Source organism: Goodfellowiella coeruleoviolacea, assembly GCF_024171785.1.
Classification (GTDB): domain Bacteria; phylum Actinomycetota; class Actinomycetes; order Mycobacteriales; family Pseudonocardiaceae; genus Goodfellowiella; species Goodfellowiella coeruleoviolacea.
On sequence record NZ_JAMTCK010000019.1, the window covers coordinates 12,518 to 31,563 of the forward strand.

General features: G+C 73.5%; 15 protein-coding genes. 8 read left to right on the plus strand and 7 right to left on the minus strand.

The features are described 5' to 3' along the window. Nucleotides 1-19 precede the first annotated feature (19 nt). Complete coding sequence (gene bioD, locus LX83_RS32410; protein ID WP_253778364.1) at nt 20-751, minus strand: ATP-dependent dethiobiotin synthetase BioD; 732 nt, start codon at nt 749-751, stop codon at nt 20-22. A gap of 163 nt (nt 752-914) precedes the next feature. On the opposite strand from bioD, the gene LX83_RS32415 reads away from it, so the two are divergent. Further along, a complete protein-coding gene (locus tag LX83_RS32415) occupies nt 915-1,199 on the plus strand; it encodes a glutaredoxin family protein (protein ID WP_253778366.1) in 285 nt (94 codons plus the stop codon). 30 nt (nt 1,200-1,229) lie between these two features. Here LX83_RS32415 and LX83_RS32420 read toward each other — a convergent pair whose 3' ends face one another. Genes LX83_RS32420 through LX83_RS32440 form a run of 5 tightly spaced genes read right to left on the minus strand, consistent with a single transcriptional unit; the run spans nt 1,230 to nt 7,400 of the window. After that, nucleotides 1,230-1,919 (minus strand): hypothetical protein, encoded by a 690-nt coding sequence (locus LX83_RS32420; RefSeq protein ID WP_253778369.1) that lies wholly within the window; start codon nt 1,917-1,919, stop codon nt 1,230-1,232. Beyond that, nucleotides 1,916-3,733, minus strand: coding sequence for a carbamoyltransferase family protein (locus LX83_RS32425; RefSeq protein WP_253778370.1), 1,818 nt, complete (start codon nt 3,731-3,733; stop codon nt 1,916-1,918). Before LX83_RS32425 ends, LX83_RS32420 begins: the two co-directional genes overlap by 4 nt. A 15-nt stretch (nt 3,734-3,748) precedes the next feature. Beyond that, nucleotides 3,749-5,047 (minus strand): hypothetical protein, encoded by a 1,299-nt coding sequence (locus tag LX83_RS32430; RefSeq protein ID WP_308204097.1) that lies wholly within the window; start codon nt 5,045-5,047, stop codon nt 3,749-3,751. Further along, nucleotides 5,044-6,261: an ATP-grasp domain-containing protein gene (locus LX83_RS32435; RefSeq protein ID WP_253778372.1), complete on the minus strand. Its 1,218-nt coding sequence runs from the start codon at nt 6,259-6,261 to the stop codon at nt 5,044-5,046. The genes LX83_RS32430 and LX83_RS32435 overlap by 4 nt, the downstream gene beginning before the upstream one ends. After that, entirely contained in the window at nt 6,258-7,400 is a 1,143-nt protein-coding gene (locus LX83_RS32440; RefSeq protein WP_253778376.1) for a glycosyltransferase family 2 protein, read from the minus strand. Before LX83_RS32440 ends, LX83_RS32435 begins: the two co-directional genes overlap by 4 nt. A 249-nt stretch (nt 7,401-7,649) precedes the next feature. On the opposite strand from LX83_RS32440, the gene LX83_RS32445 reads away from it, so the two are divergent. The 5 genes from LX83_RS32445 to LX83_RS32465 are packed head-to-tail and all read left to right on the plus strand — an operon-like array spanning nt 7,650 to nt 12,660. Beyond that, nucleotides 7,650-8,438: a hypothetical protein gene (locus tag LX83_RS32445; protein ID WP_253778378.1), complete on the plus strand. Its 789-nt coding sequence runs from the start codon at nt 7,650-7,652 to the stop codon at nt 8,436-8,438. A gap of 34 nt (nt 8,439-8,472) precedes the next feature. After that, nucleotides 8,473-9,519 carry a GNAT family N-acetyltransferase gene (locus LX83_RS32450; RefSeq protein ID WP_308204098.1) on the plus strand — a complete coding sequence of 349 codons (1,047 nt, stop codon included), beginning with the start codon at nt 8,473-8,475 and terminating at the stop codon, nt 9,517-9,519. Further along, nucleotides 9,516-10,592, plus strand: coding sequence for a hypothetical protein (locus tag LX83_RS32455; RefSeq protein WP_253778380.1), 1,077 nt, complete (start codon nt 9,516-9,518; stop codon nt 10,590-10,592). The genes LX83_RS32450 and LX83_RS32455 overlap by 4 nt, the downstream gene beginning before the upstream one ends. Beyond that, nucleotides 10,589-11,635 (plus strand): GNAT family N-acetyltransferase, encoded by a 1,047-nt coding sequence (locus tag LX83_RS32460; protein WP_253778382.1) that lies wholly within the window; start codon nt 10,589-10,591, stop codon nt 11,633-11,635. The genes LX83_RS32455 and LX83_RS32460 overlap by 4 nt, the downstream gene beginning before the upstream one ends. Nucleotides 11,636-11,637: 2 nt before the next feature. Further along, nucleotides 11,638-12,660, plus strand: coding sequence for a GNAT family N-acetyltransferase (locus LX83_RS32465; protein ID WP_253778773.1), 1,023 nt, complete (start codon nt 11,638-11,640; stop codon nt 12,658-12,660). 54 nt (nt 12,661-12,714) lie between these two features. Here the strand turns inward: LX83_RS32465 and LX83_RS32470 are convergent, their stop codons facing one another. Beyond that, on the minus strand, nt 12,715-13,932 hold the full coding sequence (locus LX83_RS32470; RefSeq protein WP_253778384.1) for a cytochrome P450 family protein: 1,218 nt from the start codon (nt 13,930-13,932) through the stop codon (nt 12,715-12,717). 371 nt (nt 13,933-14,303) lie between these two features. On the opposite strand from LX83_RS32470, the gene dnaE reads away from it, so the two are divergent. Both dnaE and LX83_RS32480 read left to right on the plus strand, forming a co-directional pair. Further along, a complete protein-coding gene (gene dnaE, locus LX83_RS32475; RefSeq protein ID WP_253778386.1) occupies nt 14,304-17,852 on the plus strand; it encodes a DNA polymerase III subunit alpha in 3,549 nt (1,182 codons plus the stop codon). 311 nt (nt 17,853-18,163) lie between these two features. After that, nucleotides 18,164-18,979 (plus strand): class I SAM-dependent methyltransferase, encoded by an 816-nt coding sequence (locus LX83_RS32480; protein WP_253778388.1) that lies wholly within the window; start codon nt 18,164-18,166, stop codon nt 18,977-18,979. Nucleotides 18,980-19,046 lie beyond the last annotated feature (67 nt).

Below are 19,046 nucleotides of genomic sequence, written 5' to 3' on the forward strand. Positions count from 1 at the left end.
GGCGTGCCCGTGGCGGAGTTCACCGCCCGGGCTCGTGGTGCTTGGCGGCGAACACCTCCGGGTCGAACACGCCACCGAACCACGGCGACAGCGACTCGCGCGCCACCGCGCGGAACTCGGCCGGCGCCAGCCCGGCCATGCCCTCGGGCAGCACCCCGGCCAGCGGCGTTCCCGCGCACTCGGGCAGGTCCGCCAGGGCGCACCGGGCCGCCAGGTCGGGGTCGGCCGGCCACCGGCCGATCACCACCCCCAGCGGTTCCAGGCCGCGGTGGACCAGCACCTCGGTGGTCAGCGCGGTGGTGCTGAGCGCGTCCAGCCCGGTCCCGGTCACCACCAGCGCCGGCGCGCTCACCGCCCACGCCACGTCGGCCACGGTCATGCCGTCGGCGCGGAACCGCGACAGCAGCCCACCGGTTCCCTCGACCAGCACCAGGTCGTGCTCGGCGGCGAGCGCGCTGACCGCCGCGGCCACCTCGGCGTGGCCCGGCTCGGGCCACCCGGACCGGCGGGCCGCGGTCTGCGGCGCCAGCGGGTCGGGGTAGCGGTGCAGCTCCCGGACGGTGAGCGCGCCGGCCCCGACCAGCCGCCGCACCTCGTGCACGTCGCCCGGCGCGCCCTGGGGCAGGCCGGTCTGGGCGGGTTTGAGCACCGCGACCCGGCGGCCCTCGGCCACGGCCAGTGCCGCCACCCCGGCGACGACGACGGTCTTGCCAACGCCAGTACCGGTTCCGGTGACCACGAGCACACTCACGGCCTGCCAGACTACGACCTCGCCGCCCGTCCCGACCCGGTGACCGACCGATCACCTCGGGTCAACCCCATCACCACGCTCGAACACGGACACGGCGTCGTCGCGGCACGGCGGGCCGAGCAGCAGCGCCCTGAGGTCCCGTCCGGGCGTAGGCTCAGCGCTCATGGCGGGCGAACACACCGAACAGACCGAACAGACCGAGCGGATCGTGGTGTACGGGGCGGACTGGTGCGGCGACTGCCGGCGTGCCAAGGCCTGGCTGCGCCGCAACGAGGTGCCGTTCACCGACATCGACGTCGAACACGACGAGCAGGCGCGGCAGCGGGCCGTCGAGCTGGCCGGCGGCCGCACCAACATCCCGGTCGTGGTGCTGCCCGGCGGCGGTGTCCTGGTCGAGCCCACCGACCTCGACCTGGCCGCCGCCATCCCCCTGGACGCCCGCGGCTAGGCACGGGCGTTCCGGGGGACGGACCCGGCGCTAGGCGCCGGTGGCCAGGGCGCGGTCCACCCAGCGGGCCACCGGCAGGGCCAGGACCAGGCCGGCCAGGGCCAGGTGCACGACCATGAACACCACGGCGGCCGGCACGCTCGGCGGGCCGCCGAGGAACACGATGATGTGCGAGGCCCACCGCAGCTCGGTGGGCCGGCTGCCGGCCGACCACACCTCGTTGAGCGCCCAGAAGGTGAGGTCGTTGAGCCCGGAGACGACCACCAGCACCGCGGCCACCCCGGTCTTGAGCACGTTGGCCGTGCGCCCGCCGCCCAGCCGGTAGGCCAGCAGCGCGAGCAGCACGATGAACGTGGTGACGAACAGCTCGAACTGGTAGACCGGCTGGAACGCGTCGTCGTCGGTGGCGGCCGCCCGGCCGTAGTCCTGGATCCGGATCACCAGTTCGGTGTCCACATAGGACATGTAGCCGACCACGCCGAGCACGATCAGGGCCGGGCCGAACCGCCCCCGGGGGAACAGCGCGACCGCGGCCACCGCGAACAGGAACGGGCTCAGCTTGAACAGCCACTCGCCGACGTCGTCCAGGGTCTGGTCCGGCGGCAGCACGACCATGATCAGCAGCGCGGTGGCCGCCGCCGGCACGGCGGGCACCAGCCACAGCCACCGCCGCCACCGGTAGAGCGCGCCCACCCAGGTGCCCGCCGTTCGCGTGCTCACTCGGCGTCGCCCTCCTGGCGCGGCTTCTCCACCCAGAACGGGCCGAGCGCCAGCGCGTCCACATCGGTCTTGAGGTAGCAGGCGATCGCGTCCGCCGGGGTGGCCACGATGGGTTCGTCGTTGTCGTTGAACGACGTGTTCATCACCATCGGCACGCCGGTCAGCTCCGCGAACCTGCTGATCAGCTCCCAGTAGCGGGGGTTGTCCTTGCGGCTGACCGTCTGCACCCTGGCCGTGCCGTCCACGTGGGTGATCGCCGGCACCTTCTCCCGCTGGTGCTCCAGCACGTCGAAGACCAGCAGCATGACCGGCGAGGGGTAGTCGCTGGCGAAGTACTCCCCGGCGCGTTCGACCAAACAGGACGGTGCGAACGGGCGGAACGGCTCGCGGTGCTTGACCTTCTCGTTCATCCGCGCCTTGGACTCGGGATCGCGCGGGTCGGCCAGCAGCGACCGGTTGCCCAGCGCGCGGGGGCCGCACTCCATCCGCCCCTGGAACCAGCCGACGATCAGCCCGTCGGCGATCCTGGCCGCGGTGTGCGCGGCGATGTCGTCGACCCGCCGGTAGGCCACGCCGGCCTCGCGCAGCGCGGCCTCCAACTGCTCGTCGGTGAACTCCGGGCCGGTGTAGGTGAAGCCGTCCCTGGGCCGGGCGCGCCCGTACCGGCCGACGCTGACCTCCAGTGCCGCGCCCAGCGCCGAGCCGTCGTCGGCCGAGGCGGGCTGGGCGAAGAAGTCCTCGAACGGGGTCTCCAGCAGGATGCGGCCGTTCATCACGCTGTTCAGCGCCACGCCGCCGGCCACGCACAGCCGCGTCGACCCGGTGGTCCGCTGCAGCCAGCGGGCCAGGTGCAGGCCGGCCTCCTCCAGCGTCACCTGCAGCGCGTAGGCGATGTCCAGGTAGTGCTGGGGCACCGGGTTCTCGGCGGTCACCCGGGTGCGCGGGCGCGCCGGCCCGAAGGTGTCCAGGAACTTCCGCGACACCACGTGCTTGCCGGTGGTGTGGTGGCGGAACCAGCTCAGATCCAGCTCGAACCCGCCGTCCGGGTCGAGGTGGATGAGGTCCTTGAACGCCTCCACGTAGGTGTCCCTGCCGAACGGGGCCAGGCCCATCACCTTGCCCTCGTCGCGGGTCGGGTAGAAGCCGAGGTAGCCGGTGATGATCGCGTACATCGCGCCGAGCGAGTGCGGGAACTTGATCCGCCGCAGGTCGGTGATGCGGTTGCCGCGGCCGTGCGCCAGGTAGGTGCTGGTGCCGTCGCTGCCGATGCCGTCCATGGTGAGGATGGCCGCCTCGTCCCACGGGCTGATGTGGTAGGCGCTGGCCGCGTGCGCGCGGTGGTGGTCGACCAGGTGGACGGTGAACCTGGTGGGTCCGGTGTGGCCGACCGCCGCGCGCACGTCCCGCTCCAGCGTGTAGGAGCGCTTGACGTGGGCCAGCACCGCGCCGCCCACGTGGTAGTCGTCCACGCCCTTGCCGCCGCCGGTGCGCAGGGTGCGCAGCAGGCCCGCGGCCCGGCCGCCCTCGGCGCCGTTGTCGTTGCGGAACACCTCCAGGGTCCGCGGGAAGTAGCGGGCGAACACCGCGGCCGCGTGCAGCGGTTCCTTCCAGCGCTGCCAGTAGTAGGCCACGTGGTCGACCTCGCCCAGGGAGATGCCGGCCTGCTCCAGGCAGAACCGGATCGCCTTGGCCGGGAACCGGCCGTCGTGCTTGACCCGGGTGAACCGCTCCTCCTCGGCGAAGGCGACGATCTCGCCGTCCCGCACCAGTGCCGCGGCCGAGTCGTGCACCCGGCTGATGCCGAGAACGTACATCGTGTGCTCCAGTGATCAGTGGTGGATGGTGGCCGCTTGCCGGCCAGGGGTGGGCGCGGCGAGTTCGGGATGCTGGCGCAGCAGCATCCGCCGCAGCGCGTACGCCTCGACCGCCAGGGCGAGCAGCACGGTGGCGAACCCGCCGACCGCGCCGAGCGCGGGCACCAGGGCCACGGCGAGGACCAGGTTCGCCACGAACCGGATCACCGCGGCCGCGCTGGTGAGGGTGAGCACGCGGCTGTTGGTGTTCTCCAACAGGAAGCCCGCGTACATGAGCACGATGGCCATGGCCATCTCGGCCAGGGTGAGCGCGCCGAGCACGACCAGTCCGGCCGGCTGCCCGGCCGGGGCGAGCAGCACGGCCCTGGCGCCGGGCACGAGCAGCGCCCCGGCCAGGACCACCGCGAAACCCGTCCCGGCCCGCTCGGCCGCGCGCAGCCAGGCCAGTGCCCTGGCCCGGCCGCCGGCGGCGCCGGTGCCGCGCAGCCGCGCCGACACGGCCGGTTGGTGCAGTTTGAACTGGTACAGCAGGAACGAGCAGACAAAGCTGGACACCATCATCGCCAGGTAGAACGGGCCGCTGTCGGTCACCCGGCCGGCCCAGGCCAGCACCAGGTAGATCGCGGAGATGGTGGCCGCGTCCAGCAGTTCGGACAGGCCGAGCAGCCCGGTGCTGCGGCCGAACGCGGGCAGCAGCCGCCGCCCGGACCGGCCGGGCCGCACCCACCCGCGCGGCAGCGCGGCCACCGCGGTCGCGGTGACCAGCGCGATCCCGGCGAGCAGCAGCAGGACGTGGGTGCGCGGCGCCAGCCCGGCCAGCCAGGTGGCCGCGGTGCCGGCGACCACCACGGCCGCGGCCGCGGCGAACGCGACCGCGTCCAGCGCGGGCCGCCCGGCCAGCCGGTGCAGGCCGGAGACGGTCATCAGCAGCCCGGTGCAGGTCCACCAGCACGCGGTGGCCAGGTACAGCGACACCGCGCCGTCCGGCGCCACCAGCAGGGCCACCAGCAGGGCGCCGCCCAGGGCCAGCGCCGGCGCCGCGGCGATGCGCAGCGCCAGGCCGGCCACGCCGCCGGTGATCCGCCTGGTCCGCGGGATCACCTTCAGCGCGGCCTTCTCCGCGGCGGTCGGCACGAACACCAGCCAGCTGCACGCGCCCAGCGCGTTGGTGAACCGGCCGTAGCCGTCCGCGCCCCAGGTCGCGGCCAGCACCACGGCCATCACCTGCACGCCGAGCCGGAAACTGCCCCGGCCGGCGAGCAGCCGCACCATCAGCAGCGGTCGCGGTGTGCCGCTCACCCCGGTCCGCGTCACGGCAGCGGCACCGCCATGTCCTGGTCGCTCACCAGGAACCGCAGCGTGTCCCGCACCCGCTGGCGCGCCCGGTGCAGGCCGGCCGCGGTGTCGCTGGCCAGCACGGCGTAGCCCAGCTTGTAGCCGGCCTGCGCGTAGGGCCGCACGTAGCAGCCCGGTTCGGCGAACAGCCTGACCTCGACCACCTCGGGCAGCGCCCGCACCTCGGCCAGCCCGGTGATGCCGACCAGCTGCCCGCCCCGGTCGGCGGCGAACACGTGCACCATGGCCGGGCGCGGCCCGGTGGGTTCGAGGACCACGCCCTCGCCGACGGCCAACGCGATGCTGGCGGCCTCCAGGTCCACGCCGCAGCCGCTGTGCACCAGCTCGGCCAGGCCGTTGCCGCCCATCCGCGCGCCCATCTCGATCAGGTACAGCTCGCCGTCCCTGGCCAGCACGGCGTCCAGGGTGAGCGGACCGTCCCGGTAGCCGATGTCCGCGCAGATCGCCGCCAGCGCGGCGACCAGCCGGCGGTCCGCGCCGGCGGGCAGGGCGGCGGGCAGCAGGTGCGAGGTGGTCACGAAGAACGGCGGCGGGGTGATGGTGCGCTCGGTGACCGCGTGGAAGGCCACCGCGCCGTTGACCACCAGTGCCTCGATGGTCAGCGGGGTGCCGTCGAGGTGCTCCTCGACCACCACCCGACCGGTGGCCGAGAACGCCACCGACTCGGCCACGGCCGCGGCCAGCCGGCCGGGGCTGGCGCAGGACACCACCCCCCGGCTGCCGGACGCGTCCACCGGTTTGACCAGGGTGGGAAACCGCAGCCGGCTCGCGGCGGCCAGCAGGTCCGGTCCGGGCGTTCCGGCCGCGCTGCGGTAGCTGGGCAGTCCGAGCCGGGCGCAGACGGCCCGGAACGCGGCCTTGTCGATCGAGGCCGCCACCGCCGGCCCGGGCAGCCGGTTGGGCAGTTTCCAGTGCTGGCCGAGCCAGGCCAGGGCGGGCAGGCCCACGTCACTGGCCGGGCAGGTCACCCCGACGATGTCGGTGCGGCCCAGCAGTGCCGCCGCGACCCGCTCCGGCGCCCGCACGCTGGCCTGGAGGTACTCGTCGGCGACGGCCACACCGGGGGCGCCCGGCCGCACGTCCACGCAGATGGTCCGGTAGCCCAGTTCCCGGGCGCGCTGGTAGGTCCCGACGGAGCCGTCCGCCCCGCCGAGCACGACGAGCGTCTTCACCGCGCACGCTCCTCGACCAGCGCCCCGGCCGGACCGTGCTGGCCGGGACCGCGCGGCTGGGCGATCCGCGCGTCCCCCGCCCAGGACGCTCCCGCCCGAGCCCCACCTGGCCCGGACTCGTCTGCCCCTGCCCCTTCTGACCCGGACCCGCCTGGCCCGGACCCGCCTGGCCCGGGCTCAGCTGGCCGGGGATCACCGAACAGCAGCTCGGCCGGGTCCACCGGCAGGCTGGCCTCCCTGATGTAGTACAGCCGGGGCCTTGGCTGGCCCGCGCCGACCGCGACCAGGTAGCGCACGGTCATCGACAGCGCCACCAGCACCACGGCCAACAGCCCGAACACGGCCGCCGCCGCGGCGCGGCCGGTGAGCAGGCCCACCGCGGCGCCCAGCCCGGCCAGCGCGGCGCAGCCGGCCGCCAGCAGCGCGCCCACCGACGCCGCCGTGGTGAGCCGCCGGGTGTAGCCGACGAACAGCTCGATGGCGTGCCTGGCCAGGAACGCGTACCCGACCTTGGACCGGCCGCGCTGGCGCGCCCGGTGGCCGACCGCGACCGTGGTGTACCGGCTGGTCAGCCGGGGCACGGTGGCCAGGAAGTAGGGCGTGCCCAGGCGCAGGTCCACCACGGCGCGCGCCAGCGGCGCGCGCACCAGCCGGAACGCGGTGGCGCCCCGGGGCAGTTCGACGCGCAGCCACCGCGCGAGGACGTGGAACGCCGTCGTGCCCCAGCGGCGCGGCAACGGGTCCTTGCGGTTGGTGCGCACCCCGAACACCGCGTCGTAGCCCTGGTCGGCCGCGGCGATCAGCTTGCGCGCCTCGGCGGCGGGGAACTGCTGGTCGGCGTCGACGTGCAGCACCCAGGGCTGGCGGGCGTACCGGTAGCCCGCGGAGAACGCGGCCTCGAAGCCGAAGTTGCGGGTGAACGAGATGAACTGGACCCGCGAGTCGGTGCCGGCCAGTGCGCGCACCCTGGCCAGGGTCTCGTCGGTGCTGCCATCGTCCACATAGAGCAGTTCCAGGTCGTGGTCACCGAGTTCGGCGGTGATCTCCTGGTAGGACGGGATGATGTTGTCCGCCTCGTTGAAGCACGGGATCACCACGGTGAGCCCGGCGCGGGCGGGTGCGGCCGCGGTGTCGCTCATCGGCGGGCGCCGCGACGGGTGAGTCCGGCCACAGTCGATCTAGAGCATTCTGTTACCATTTCTGTCCCCCAGGCTGACAACGGTCAGTGAGTTATATGCGGGACAGGTCGCAAACGGGAGAAGTCCTCTCGGAATTGCTCCGCTCGGCCGCACACTTCCGACGAACACCCGCACCGCGCTGAACCGATCGGCCCATTGCCACAAGGAATCCTGGGTTGTCCGGCCGGGACTCATGCATACTCCGCTCCCATGTGGACATCCGGCGTCAACGCCCTGTGGCGCGCCGCCTACCGGCGGGCGGTGCGCTCGGCGTTCGCGACCGTGCCGCTCTACCGGGAGCGCTGGGCACTGGGCGGGCGGACCGATCCCGTTGTGGTGCCCGGCCGAACCGGCACGCACGGCGGTGCGATCACCGCCGAGGAGGCCGTGCGCAAGGTGGTCGACCTGGTCCCGCTCGCCGGCGGCGCGGCCAGTCCCGATCCCGCGCGCGGCCTGGGGCACGTGCTGCCGCTGGCCCGCCCGCCCCGGCCGGGAACCCTCGTGGTGGTGGTCGATCCGGCGATCCCCCGGCCGCCCACCGACCTGCCGAACACCCTGCGCGGCTGCGTGCTCGACCCGGCGTCGCTGACCGGCGGCACCCGGCCGGCCGCGCTCGACGAGGTGGTGACCGCGTTGCGGCGCAACGGCAACGTGACCGCGGTCGGGCCGGACGAGGCGATCGCCGCACTGGTCGCGGCGCTGCCCGAGGACCTCGCCCACCGCGTCGACCGGCTCCCGCACCGCGCCCTCGACCGGCTGGACGGCGGCCCGTTCGGGCTGATCCACGACCCCGTGCTCGGCTACCTCGGCGGGATCGGCCACTGTGGACGGTGGCATCTGGACTGGCCCCGGGTGTACGCCAGGCGCACCACCGGCGGCCTGGCCCTCACCCTGCTGCGGCAGTCCTCGCCGCGGCTGGTCGACATCCTGGTGGCCGGTGGGGTGCGCGGCGAGGTGGCGCCGTGTCCCCGGCACGGCACACCGGTGGTGCTGACGTGAGCCGGCCGGTCCCGCCGCGCGGTGGGCGGTCCCGGTGACGGCGGTGTGCGTGCTCGATCCCCGGGTGGACCCGCAGCCACCGGACTGGCCCGGTTTCCAGCGGGCGAGCCAACTGCACCCGGTGTGGGACTACGAGCTGATGGGTCTGGAGGCGTGGCTGGCGCGCAACCCGCCGCTGCTCGCCCTGGTGCGCCAGGCCGGCCGGATCGTGGCCGCGATGTCGGTCATGGTGTGCCGGTCGTGGCGGGCACCCCGGTACGCGCCGCCGCCCCGGCGGCGGCCCCACTGGCCCCGGCCGCTGTGGGCCGAGGTCTACCAGCCGTGGCTGAGCGGGTTCCCCGGCGTGGTGTTCGCGCCGGGGCTGGACCAGGACGGCCGGCGCGCGGCGGCCCGCGCGGTCGAGCGGGCGCTGCCGCGCCGGCTGGGCCCCGGCCTGCTCGGCCTGCTCTACCGGGCGATCGGCGCGGACCTGGTGCCGGTGCTGGCCGGGCGGGGCCGGCTGGTGCGCCGCACCGACCCGGCGGCGGTGCTGGACAACCGGTTCGCCACCGAGGAGGAGTGGCTGGCCTCGCTGTCCAAGAGCCGCCGAGGCGGCCTGCGCCGCCAGCAGCGGGCCCTGGCCGCGGACCCGACCCTGGTGATCCGGGGCGGCCCCGGCCGCGACGACCTGGACGCCGTGGCCATCGCGCACCTGATCAACCGGCACCGCGCCGGGTTCGGCCGGCTGCCGATGGACCCCCGCACCCCGGTCGCCGCCGCCTACCTGGACCGGTTCCTGCGCCGGCCGGACGTGCACACCCTGACCTACCACGACCAGGACGGCAGGTTGCTCGCCGTGCACACCATGCTCGACCACCCGCACACCCCGGTGTCCCAGCACTGGGCGGCACTGCGCGAGGCCGACGGCGGCCGCCCCAACCTGTACTTCGACAACTGCGTCCGGGCGGTGCGCTACACCGTGCGCCACGGCCGCGCCCGGCTGTCCTCCGGCCGTGGCCTGCTGGACGTGAAGCGCACCCTGGGGTTCGCCACCCGCGCCGTGTACTCGGTGGCCGTGCCAAGGCCGGTGATGGGCGGATGACCCTGTCCGTGTCCATTGTGGACCCACGAGTGGACGCCGAACCGTCCGGCTGGGCGGACTTCCGGCGCCGCGCCAACCTGCACCCGGTGTGGGACTACCCGCTGCTGCGCGCCGAGGCGTGGACCGCGCGCAACCCGCCGGTGCTTGCCGTGCTCCGGGACCGGACCCGGGTGGTGGCCGCGCTGTCGGTGATGGTGTGCCGGACCTGGCGGGAGCAGCGGTTCGCCCCGCCGCCGCGCGAGCGCACCCGGCGGCTGCGGCCCCGGTGGGCCGAGGTGTACCTGCCGCTGCTGAGCGGCTGCCCGGCCGCGGTGTTCCACGAGAGCCTCGACGTGGCCGCGCGCCGGGACGGGCTGCGCCTGTTCGAGCGGGAGCTGGCCCGACACCTGGGGCCCGGCCTGCTCGGGGTGGTGTACCGGGCGATGACCGACGACCTCGTGGCGGTGCTGGACGGTCCCGGCCGGATCAGCCGGCGCATCGACCCCACCGCGGTGCTGCGCAACCGGTGGACCCGGTTCGCCGACTGGCAGGACACGCTGTCCCCGGCGCTGCGGCGGCGCATGGCCGAGATCGCCGCCGACGACACCGTCGAGGTGAGCACCGCCACCGGCCGCACCGACCTGGACGCCCACGAACTGGCCGTGCTGCTCAACGCGCACCGGGCCCGCCAGGACCAGCGCGCCTGGCAGGAGGGGCAGCGATCCCGGCTCGCCGGCCTGCACCTGGACACCCGCAGCCCGGTCTCCGCCGCCTACCTGGACCTGCTCGTGCGTCGCCCGGACGTGACCACCCGCGTCTACCGGGACCGCGCCGGCCGGCTGCTCGCGCTGAACACGATGCTGGACAACCCGGTCAGCCCGGCCCTGGGCCACTGGGCCGACCTGCCGGTCGGCGCGGGCGGCCGGCCCGGCCTGTACCTGGACTGCTACGCGCACTGCGTGCGCCAGGTGATCGAGCGGGGCCGGCCGGAGCTGACCGCCGGCCGCACCCTGCTGGACAGCAAGGCCGCGCTCGGCTTCGGCCGGCGCGAGCTGTCCACCGTGGCCGTGCCGAGGCCGGTGATGGGCCGGTGAACCTCACCGTGACCGTGCACGACCCGCGCGTCGACCCGGAACCCGAGGGCTGGCCGGAGTTCCGCGCCGCCCAGCGGCTGCCCGTGCCCTGGGACTACGGCCTGATGGGGGTCGAGTCCGCGGCGGCGCGCAGCCCCAACCTGCTGGCCGTGGTCCGCCGGGGCGCGCGGGTGGTCACCGCGGTCGCCGCCACCATCGCCCGGCCCGGGCTGGGCCGGCCGGACGCGCCCGGCCCGGTCGGCGGGCCGGCCCGGTGGGGGCCGCGCTGGGTGGAGGTGCACCAGCCGTGGCTGTCCGGGTTCCCCGGCTGGGCCTGTGCCGAGGACCTGGCGCCGGCCGCGCGGCGGCAGGCGCTGCGCGCGGCCGAGCGGGCGGTGTGCCGGTTCGTCGGGGTGGGCTGCCTGGGGGTGCTGTACCGCTACGTCCCGCCGGCGGACGCGCCGCTGCTGGCCGGCGCCGGCCGGCTGGTCCGCCCGGCCGCCGGCACCGCCGTGCTGGACAACGCCTTCGGCAGCGTCGCCGAGTGGATCTCGTCGCTGTCCCGGGGCAGGCGGCACAGCATCCGCGGCCAGATCCGCAAGATCGCCGCCGATCCGGACCTGGTGGTGCGGTTCGCGCCGGAGCGCGACGACCTGTCCGGCGCCGAGCTGGCCGGGCTGCTGCGCCGGCACCGCGCCAAGTTCGGCAGGGTCCGCTTCGACTGGCGCAGCCCGGTCTGCCCCGACTACCTGCACGCGCTGGTCCGCCGGCCGGACGTGGTCACCGGCACCTACCACGACCGCGCCGGCCGGCTGCTGGCCTTCACCGTGATCCTCGACCACCCGGAGACCCCGCTGCACCAGCACTGGGCCGCGCTGGCCCCGCACGAGGGCGGGCGCCAGCACCTGTACTTCGACGCGTTCGCCCGGGTGGTCGGCCACATGGTCGAGCACGGCCGCCGGTCGGTCTCCTCCGGGCGGGGGCTGGGCGAGGTCAAGGCGTCCCTGGGGTTCACCCTGCGCCCGCTGTGCGTGGTCGCGGCACCGAGGCCGGTGTGCGGATGAGCGTGGACGTCGAGGTGCTCGACCCCCGGTTCGACCCGGAACCGGCGTACTGGTCGGCGCTGCGCGAGCGCGCCGGGCTGCGCGCGGACTGGGCCTGGGAGGTGCTGGTGACCCAGGCGTGGTGCGCGCGCACGCCGCAGCCGGTGGTGGTGCTGCGCGACGGCGGCGCGCCGGCCGCGGTGGTGGCCGCGGCCTGGATCAGCACGCACAGCCGCCGCCACCGGTTCGTGTCCTCGACGCGCGGCGGCCGGCTGGGTGGCCTGGACGTGCGCTCGCCGGGCAGCAGCGCGGTGCCCGGCTGGTGGTTCGCGGACGCCGACGGGGCCGACGCCGGGTGCGGGCGGCTGCTCACCCGGTACGTCCCGGTGATGCGCCGCGAGCTGGGCGCCGGCCTGCGCGGCCTGCTGGTCCGGCAGGTCCCCGAGGCCGGGGTGGCGCGGCTGGCCGGCCGGTTCCGGCTGGTCCGCCGGACCGAGGACGTGGGCGTGATCGACACGGCCGGCCTGGCCGGCACCGAGGACTGGCTGGCCGGGCTGGGCAAGAAGCGCCGGCACAACCTGCGCCGGATCGCCGAGGCGGTGCGCGCCGATCCGGCACTGGAGGTGGCGATGCTGCCCGGGGCCGAGGTGGACCCGGTGCGGCTGGCCGCGCTGCTGCGGCACAACGAGCGCAAGCACCACGACGTGCCGATCGTGCCGCTGCCCCAGTTCACCGGCTACCTGACCCGCCTGCTGCGCCAGCCCGACGTGCTCGTGCTGCGCTACCAGGAGCGCGCCACCGGCCGGCTGGTCGCCGCCGCCCTGGTCCTGGACCACCCGAACTGGCCGGTGGTGCGCGCCTGGTCGGCCCTGCCGGTCGACGACGGCGGCCGGGCCGACCTGTACTTCCACTTCTACGGCGAGACCGTGCGCTGGGCCGCCGAGTCCGGCCGGCACGGCGTGATCATGGGCAAGAAGCTGGCCCACCTGAAGAAGTCCCTGGGCGCGCGGCTGGTGCCGCAGTACGCCGCGGCCATCCCGCTGTAGCGGCCCGGGTGCGGCCGGCCGGTGGCGCCGACCGCACCCCTCGGCCGGACCGCCCTAGGCCAGGCCCACCGGCAGCGTGCGCAGGCCGTGCACGATCGTGCTGCCCCGCCAGCTCAGCTCGACCGGGTCGGCGGCCAGCCGGAGGTTGGGGAACCGCTCCAGCAGCCGCCTGATCGCGATCTCCCCCTCCAGCCTGGCCAGTGGCGCGCCCAGGCAGTAGTGGATGCCGTGGCCGAAGGCCACGTGCCCGCTGGTGGGGCGGGTGATGTCCAGTTTGTCCGGGTCGGCGAACCTGCCCGGGTCGCGGTTGGCCGAGGCCAGCGCCACCAGCACGATCTCCTCGGCCGGGATGACCACCTCGCCCAGCCGCAGCGGCTGGGTGGTGAACCGCAGGGTCGCGGTGTTCACCGGCCCCTCGTAGCGCAGGAACTCCTCGATGGCGTTGGGCAGCAGCCCGAAGTCGGCGCGCAGCGCGGCCAGCTGGTCGGGGTGGCGCAGCAGGGCGAGCACGCCGTTGCCGATCAGGTTCACCGTGGTCTCGTGCCCGGCGACCAGCAGCAGGAAGGCCATGGAGATCAGCTCGGCCTCGTTGAGCCGGTCGTCCTCGTCGCTGGCCTGGATCAGCGCGCTGAACATGTCGTCGCCCGGGTTGGCCCGCTTGTGCGCGATCAGCTGGGTGAGGTAGCCGGCCATGGCCATGGACGCGTCCCGCATCGCGTCGTCGCCCCTGCCGCTGATGATCGTGTTCGACCAGTCGCGGAACGCGTCGCGGTCGTCCATGGGCACGGCGAGCAGCTCGCAGATCACCGTGATGGGCAGCGGGAAGGCGAACGCGTCCAGCAGCTCGACCTCGTCCTTGCCGGCCATCTGGTCCAGCAGCTCCGCGGTGATCTCCTCGATCCTGGGCCGCAGCTGCTCGATCCGGCGCGCGGTGAACGCCTTGGTGACCAGCTTGCGCAGCCGGGTGTGGTCCGGCGGGTCGCTGTTGAGCATGTGCGCGCTGAGCACGTCGGCGAACTCGCCCCGCTCCGCCGGGTTGGTGACGTGCTTGTCGAACACCGCCTGGAACGCCCGGCCGTCCTTGCTCACACTGGGGTCGGCCAGCGCCGCCCTGGCCTCCTCGTAGCCGGTGATCAGCCAGACCTTGAGACCGCTGGGCAGCACCACCTGGTGGGCGGGCCCGGACTTCCTCAGCTCCGCGTAGAGCGCGTAGGGATCGTTCGTGAAGCTCTCATCGAGCCACCGGACCTCGGTGGTCGGCGTTCCCCGCATCAGGAATCTCCTCGTCGACAGTCGCACTGGGGTCCGGCCGGCGGGACAACCACCACCGGCCATCTTGGTTAACCCCGTTAACACCAACGTGCCGCCGCGCGGGTTGGTGCCCGCCGACACGAGCATTGCGCCAACCGGACCAGCCGGCGTCGGCCGGTGCGCCCGTTCGCCGCACACCCCGGTTCACCCGAGCGGCGGCCGGCCGGCGCCGAACCGGGACGAACCCGACCGGGCTGGCGCTCCCCCGGCGGGCCGGGCCGCTGCCGGCGTGGGGCCACGGGTGGCGGGCCGGCGGGGACTAGGCTCCTAGCCAGCACTCGTGGCCGGTGTCGCCACACCTGCTGTCCACAACGTCTGGGAGGTAGCTGCCGGTGTCTGACGGGTCCTTCGTCCACCTGCACGTGCACACCGAGTACTCGATGCTCGACGGGGCCGCCAAGATCGCCCCGTTGTTCGCCGAGGCGCAGCGGCTGGGGATGCCGGCGGTGGGCATGACCGACCACGGCAACATGTACGGCGCCGACGAGTTCTACCAGCAGGCCCGCAAGACCGGCATCAAGCCGATCATCGGCATCGAGGCCTACCTGGCCCCGACCAACCGGGCGCACAAGAAGCCGGTGTTCTGGGGCGACCCCAGCCAGCGCGGTGACGACATCTCCGGTAGCGGTGCGTACACGCACATGACCATGGTCGCCGCCAACGCCACCGGCCTGCGCAACCTGTTCAAGCTGTCCAGCCGGGCCAGCATCGAGGGCTACTACTACAAGCCGAGGATGGACCGGGAGCTGGTCGCCGAGCACGCCGAGGGCATCATCGCCACCACCGGCTGCCCGTCCGGCGAGGTGCAGACCAGGCTGCGGCTGGGCCAGGAGGCCGAGGCGATCCAGGCCGCCTCGGACTACCGGGACATCTTCGGCAAGGAGAACTTCTTCCTCGAACTGATGGACCACGGGCTGTCCATCGAGCGCCGGGTCCGCGAGGGGCTGCTGGAGATCGGCCGCAAGCTGGGCCTGCCGCCGCTGGCCACCAACGACAGCCACTACGTCACCAAGGACCAGGCCGACTCGCACGCGGCGCTGCTGTGCGTGCAGTCCGGCAAGACCCTGTCCGACCCGAACCGGTTCAAGTTCGACGGCGACGGCTACTACCTGAAGTCCGCGCAGGAGATGCGCGAGTACTGGGACGCCGAGGTGCCCGGCGCCACCGACAACACCCTGCTGATCGCCGAGCGCGTGGAGTCCTACGAGGACGTGTGGACGCTGCGCGACCGGATGCCGGTGTTCCCGGTGCCCGAGGGCGAGACCCCGGAGACCTGGCTGCACAAGGAGGTCATGGCCGGGCTGCACCGCCGCTTCCCGGACGGCATCCCGGACGGCTACGTCGAGCGGGCCGAGTACGAGCTGAACGTGATCGCCGGCAAGGGTTTCCCGTCCTACTTCCTGGTGGTCGGCGACCTGGTGCGGCACGCGCGCGAGGTGGGCATCCGGGTCGGCCCCGGCCGTGGCTCGGCCGCCGGCTCGCTGGTCGCCTACGCCCTGGGCATCACCAACCTGGACCCGATCCCGCACGGCCTGCTGTTCGAGCGGTTCCTCAACCCCGAGCGCGCGTCCATGCCGGACATCGACACCGACTTCGACGACCGCCGGCGCGGCGAGATGGTGCGCTACGCCACCGAGAAGTGGGGCCACGACAAGGTCGCCCAGGTGATCACCTTCGGCACCATCAAGACCAAGGCGGCGATCAAGGACTCCGCCCGGGTGCACTACGGCCAGCCCGGCTACTCCATCGCCGACCGGATCTCCAAGGCGCTGCCGCCGCCGATCATGGCCAAGGACATCCCGCTGTCCGGCATCGTCGACCCCACCCACGAGCGCTACGGCGAGGCCGCCGAGGTCCGCAACCTGATCGAGACCGACCAGGACGTGGCCCGGATCTTCGAGACCGCGCGCGGCCTGGAGGGCCTGATCCGCAACGCCGGCGTGCACGCCTGCGCGGTGATCATGTCCTCCGAGCCGCTGATGGACGCGATCCCGCTGTGGCAGCGCGACGACGGCTCGATCATCACCGGCTGGGACTACCCGTCGTGCGAGGCCATCGGTCTGTTGAAGATGGACTTCCTCGGCCTGCGCAACCTGACGATCATCGGCGACGCGATCGACAACATCAGGGCCAACCGGGGCGAGGACATCGACCTGGACACCCTGCAGACCAACGATCCGGCCACCTACCAGCTGCTCGGCCGCGGTGACACCCTGGGCGTGTTCCAGCTCGATGGTGGGGCCATGCGCGACCTGCTGCGCCGCATGCAGCCGACCAGCTTCGAGGACATCATCGCGGTCAACGCGCTGTACCGGCCCGGCCCGATGGGCATGAACGCGCACAACGACTACGCCGACCGCAAGAACGGCCGGCAGGAGGTCAAGCCGATCCACCCGGAGCTGGCCGAGCCGCTCAAGGACATCCTGGACGAGACCTACGGTCTGATCGTCTACCAAGAGCAGATCATGTTCATCGCGCAGAAGGTGGCCGGCTACTCCATGGGCCGCGCGGACGTGCTGCGCAAGGCGATGGGCAAGAAGAAGCAGGAGGTGCTGGAGAAGGAGTTCGAGGGCTTCCAGGCGGGCATGCGCGCCAACGGCTTCTCCGACGAGGCCATCAAGGCGCTGTGGGACACGATCCTGCCGTTCGCCGGCTACGCGTTCAACAAGTCGCACGCCGCCGCCTACGCCCTGATCTCCTACTGGACCGCCTACCTCAAGGCCAACTACCGCTCCGAGTACATGGCCGCGCTGCTCACCTCGGTGGGTGACAACAAGGACAAGTCCGCGGTCTACCTGTCGGAGTGCCGCCGGCTGGGCATCAAGGTGCTGCCGCCGGACGTCAACGAGTCGGCGCAGCGCTTCGCCGCGGTCGGCGAGGACATCCGCTTCGGGCTCGGCGCGATCCGCAACGTGGGCGCGAACGTCGTCGACTCGATCATCGCGACCAGGGAGAAGAAGGGCAAGTACACCTCCTTCGCCGACTTCCTGGACAAGTCCGAACTGGTCTGCTGCAACAAGCGGGTGCTGGAGTCGCTGGTCAAGGCCGGCGCGTTCGACTCGTTCGGGCACACCCGGTTGGCCCTGATGCAGGTGCACGAGGAGGCCGTGGACGCGGTGGTGCCGCTCAAGCGGCAGGAGGCCATGGGCCAGTTCGACCTGTTCGGCAGCGACGACTCGGCCGACGCCGCGGCCAACGCCTCTCCCCTGGCCCACCTCAAGCTCACCGACGAGGAGTGGCCGCGCAAGCAGATGCTCGGCTACGAGCGGGAGATGCTGGGCCTGTACGTGTCGGCCCACCCGCTCGACGGCGCCCAGCGCATCCTGCGCAAGCACGCCCCCCGGTCGATCGCCGAACTGCTGGCCGACCCGCCCAGCGAGGGCGAGGTGATCATCTCCGGGATGATCTCCTCGATGGAGCGCCGGGTGAACAAGAACGGCGAGCCGTGGGCCATCACCACCGTGGAGGACCTGGACGCCTCGGTCGAGGTGCTGTTCTTCCCCAAGGCCTACAGCGTGCTGGCCACCGACCTGGTCGAGGACGCGGCCGTGGCCATCAAGGGCCGGGTGAACTGGCGCGAGGACAAGATGTCCATCTTCGGCTCGGGCGTGGTGCCGCTGGACATCAGCGCCATCGAGGCCGGCGTGGACGCCGAGCCGCCCCTGGTGCTGCAGCTGGACGGCAGCAAGGTCAAGCGCCCGCTGCTCAACGACCTCAAGCGGGCCTTCCAGGCGCACCCCGGCAACACCCCGGTGCGGATCAAGCTCAAGATCGGCGCCAAGGACATCATGCTCGCCGTGGACGACTACTCGGTGGAGACCTCCGGCGGCTTCATCGGCGAACTCAAGGGCATCCTGGGCATCGGCTGCATCGTGGAGTGACCCGCACGGGCCGGGCGGGGCGGGGGCGCACCCCCCGCCCCGCGAGTCGACTTTGCAAACCCCCCGAGTTGACAGTTCACGCAGGCCCAAACGGGTGACAACGCCGGTGGGGTCCGCGGCGGCACTAGCGAGGATCCGGCCGACGGTGGGCGGTGCGGGTCGGGCAAGGGCACGGTCAGGAGATCGACGACCGAGCGCGCGCCACACGTTCAGGGGGTTTTCCGCCCGGGCTCGCCCCTCCCCGGTCTACTGGTGGTAGCAACACAGTGACGTGTTGTGCCTGTCAGCGAGACCAGCGGAGAGGGGACGACGTGGCGTTGCTGCCGGATGCCGCCGACTCGGTGCGCGTGCTGGACGTGACCGGGGCGGACTACCGCCGGGCCTTCGAGTTGTTCCTGGCCGGCACCGACGAGAAGGTGCGCACCCACGAGTACCTGAACCGGCTGGTCGAGCGGCTGCCCCGGCGGACGGTGTTCCTCGACGTCGGCGCCGGTGAGGGCGGGACCACCGGGCACCTCGCCCGGTACTTCGCCCGGACCGTCGCGGTCGAGCCGAGCGCGCCCATGCGGGAGGCGCTGCGCCGGGCCTGTCCCACCGCCGAGATCCACGCCGAACCGGTGCACCAGCTGGTCCTCGACGACGTCCAGGCCGACCTGGCGCTGTGCTCCCACGTGCTCTACTACCTGCCGGAATCCGACTGGGTTCCGCTGGTGCGCCGCGTCCTGACCTGGGTCAGCCCCGGCGGGACGCTCGTCCTCCTGCTGCAGGCCCCGGACAACGACTGCATGCGCATGGTGGCGCACTTCACCGGAGCCCGGTTCGACCTGCCCGGTCTGGCCGGGGCACTGGCCGAGCGGTGCGCTGACCTCGTCGCGGACACCACCCTGGACCGCATCACCAACCGCTACCGGACCACCAGCCTGGCCGACGCGGTCCAGGTGGCCGAGTTCATGCTCAACGTCCCCGCCCTCGCCGAGCAGCGCGACCTGCCCAGCCGCCAGGCCCTGCGCGACTACGTGACCAGCCACTTCACCGCACCGGACGGCACGGTCACGATCAACCACGCCCACGACATCCTGCTGGTCCACCGGTCCGGCGCGGCCACGACCCCCGGCTCCCCCGACTGACCGCCACCCGCAGCCCGGCCAGCACCGGGCGGCCAGCAGCACCACCAGCCCCAGGCCCGCCGCGGCG

What these genes read in the sequence shown, in the direction of transcription:
- LX83_RS32415 (WP_253778366.1), top strand. Translation starts at nt 915, where the DNA reads ATGGCGGGCGAACACACCGAACAGACCGAACAGACCGAGCGGATCGTG.
- LX83_RS32425 (WP_253778370.1), bottom strand. Translation starts at nt 3,733, where the DNA reads ATGTACGTTCTCGGCATCAGCCGGGTGCACGACTCGGCCGCGGCACTG.
- LX83_RS32440 (WP_253778376.1), bottom strand. Translation starts at nt 7,400, where the DNA reads ATGAGCGACACCGCGGCCGCACCCGCCCGCGCCGGGCTCACCGTGGTG.
- LX83_RS32445 (WP_253778378.1), top strand. Translation starts at nt 7,650, where the DNA reads ATGTGGACATCCGGCGTCAACGCCCTGTGGCGCGCCGCCTACCGGCGG.
- LX83_RS32455 (WP_253778380.1), top strand. Translation starts at nt 9,516, where the DNA reads ATGACCCTGTCCGTGTCCATTGTGGACCCACGAGTGGACGCCGAACCG.
- LX83_RS32470 (WP_253778384.1), bottom strand. Translation starts at nt 13,932, where the DNA reads ATGCGGGGAACGCCGACCACCGAGGTCCGGTGGCTCGATGAGAGCTTC.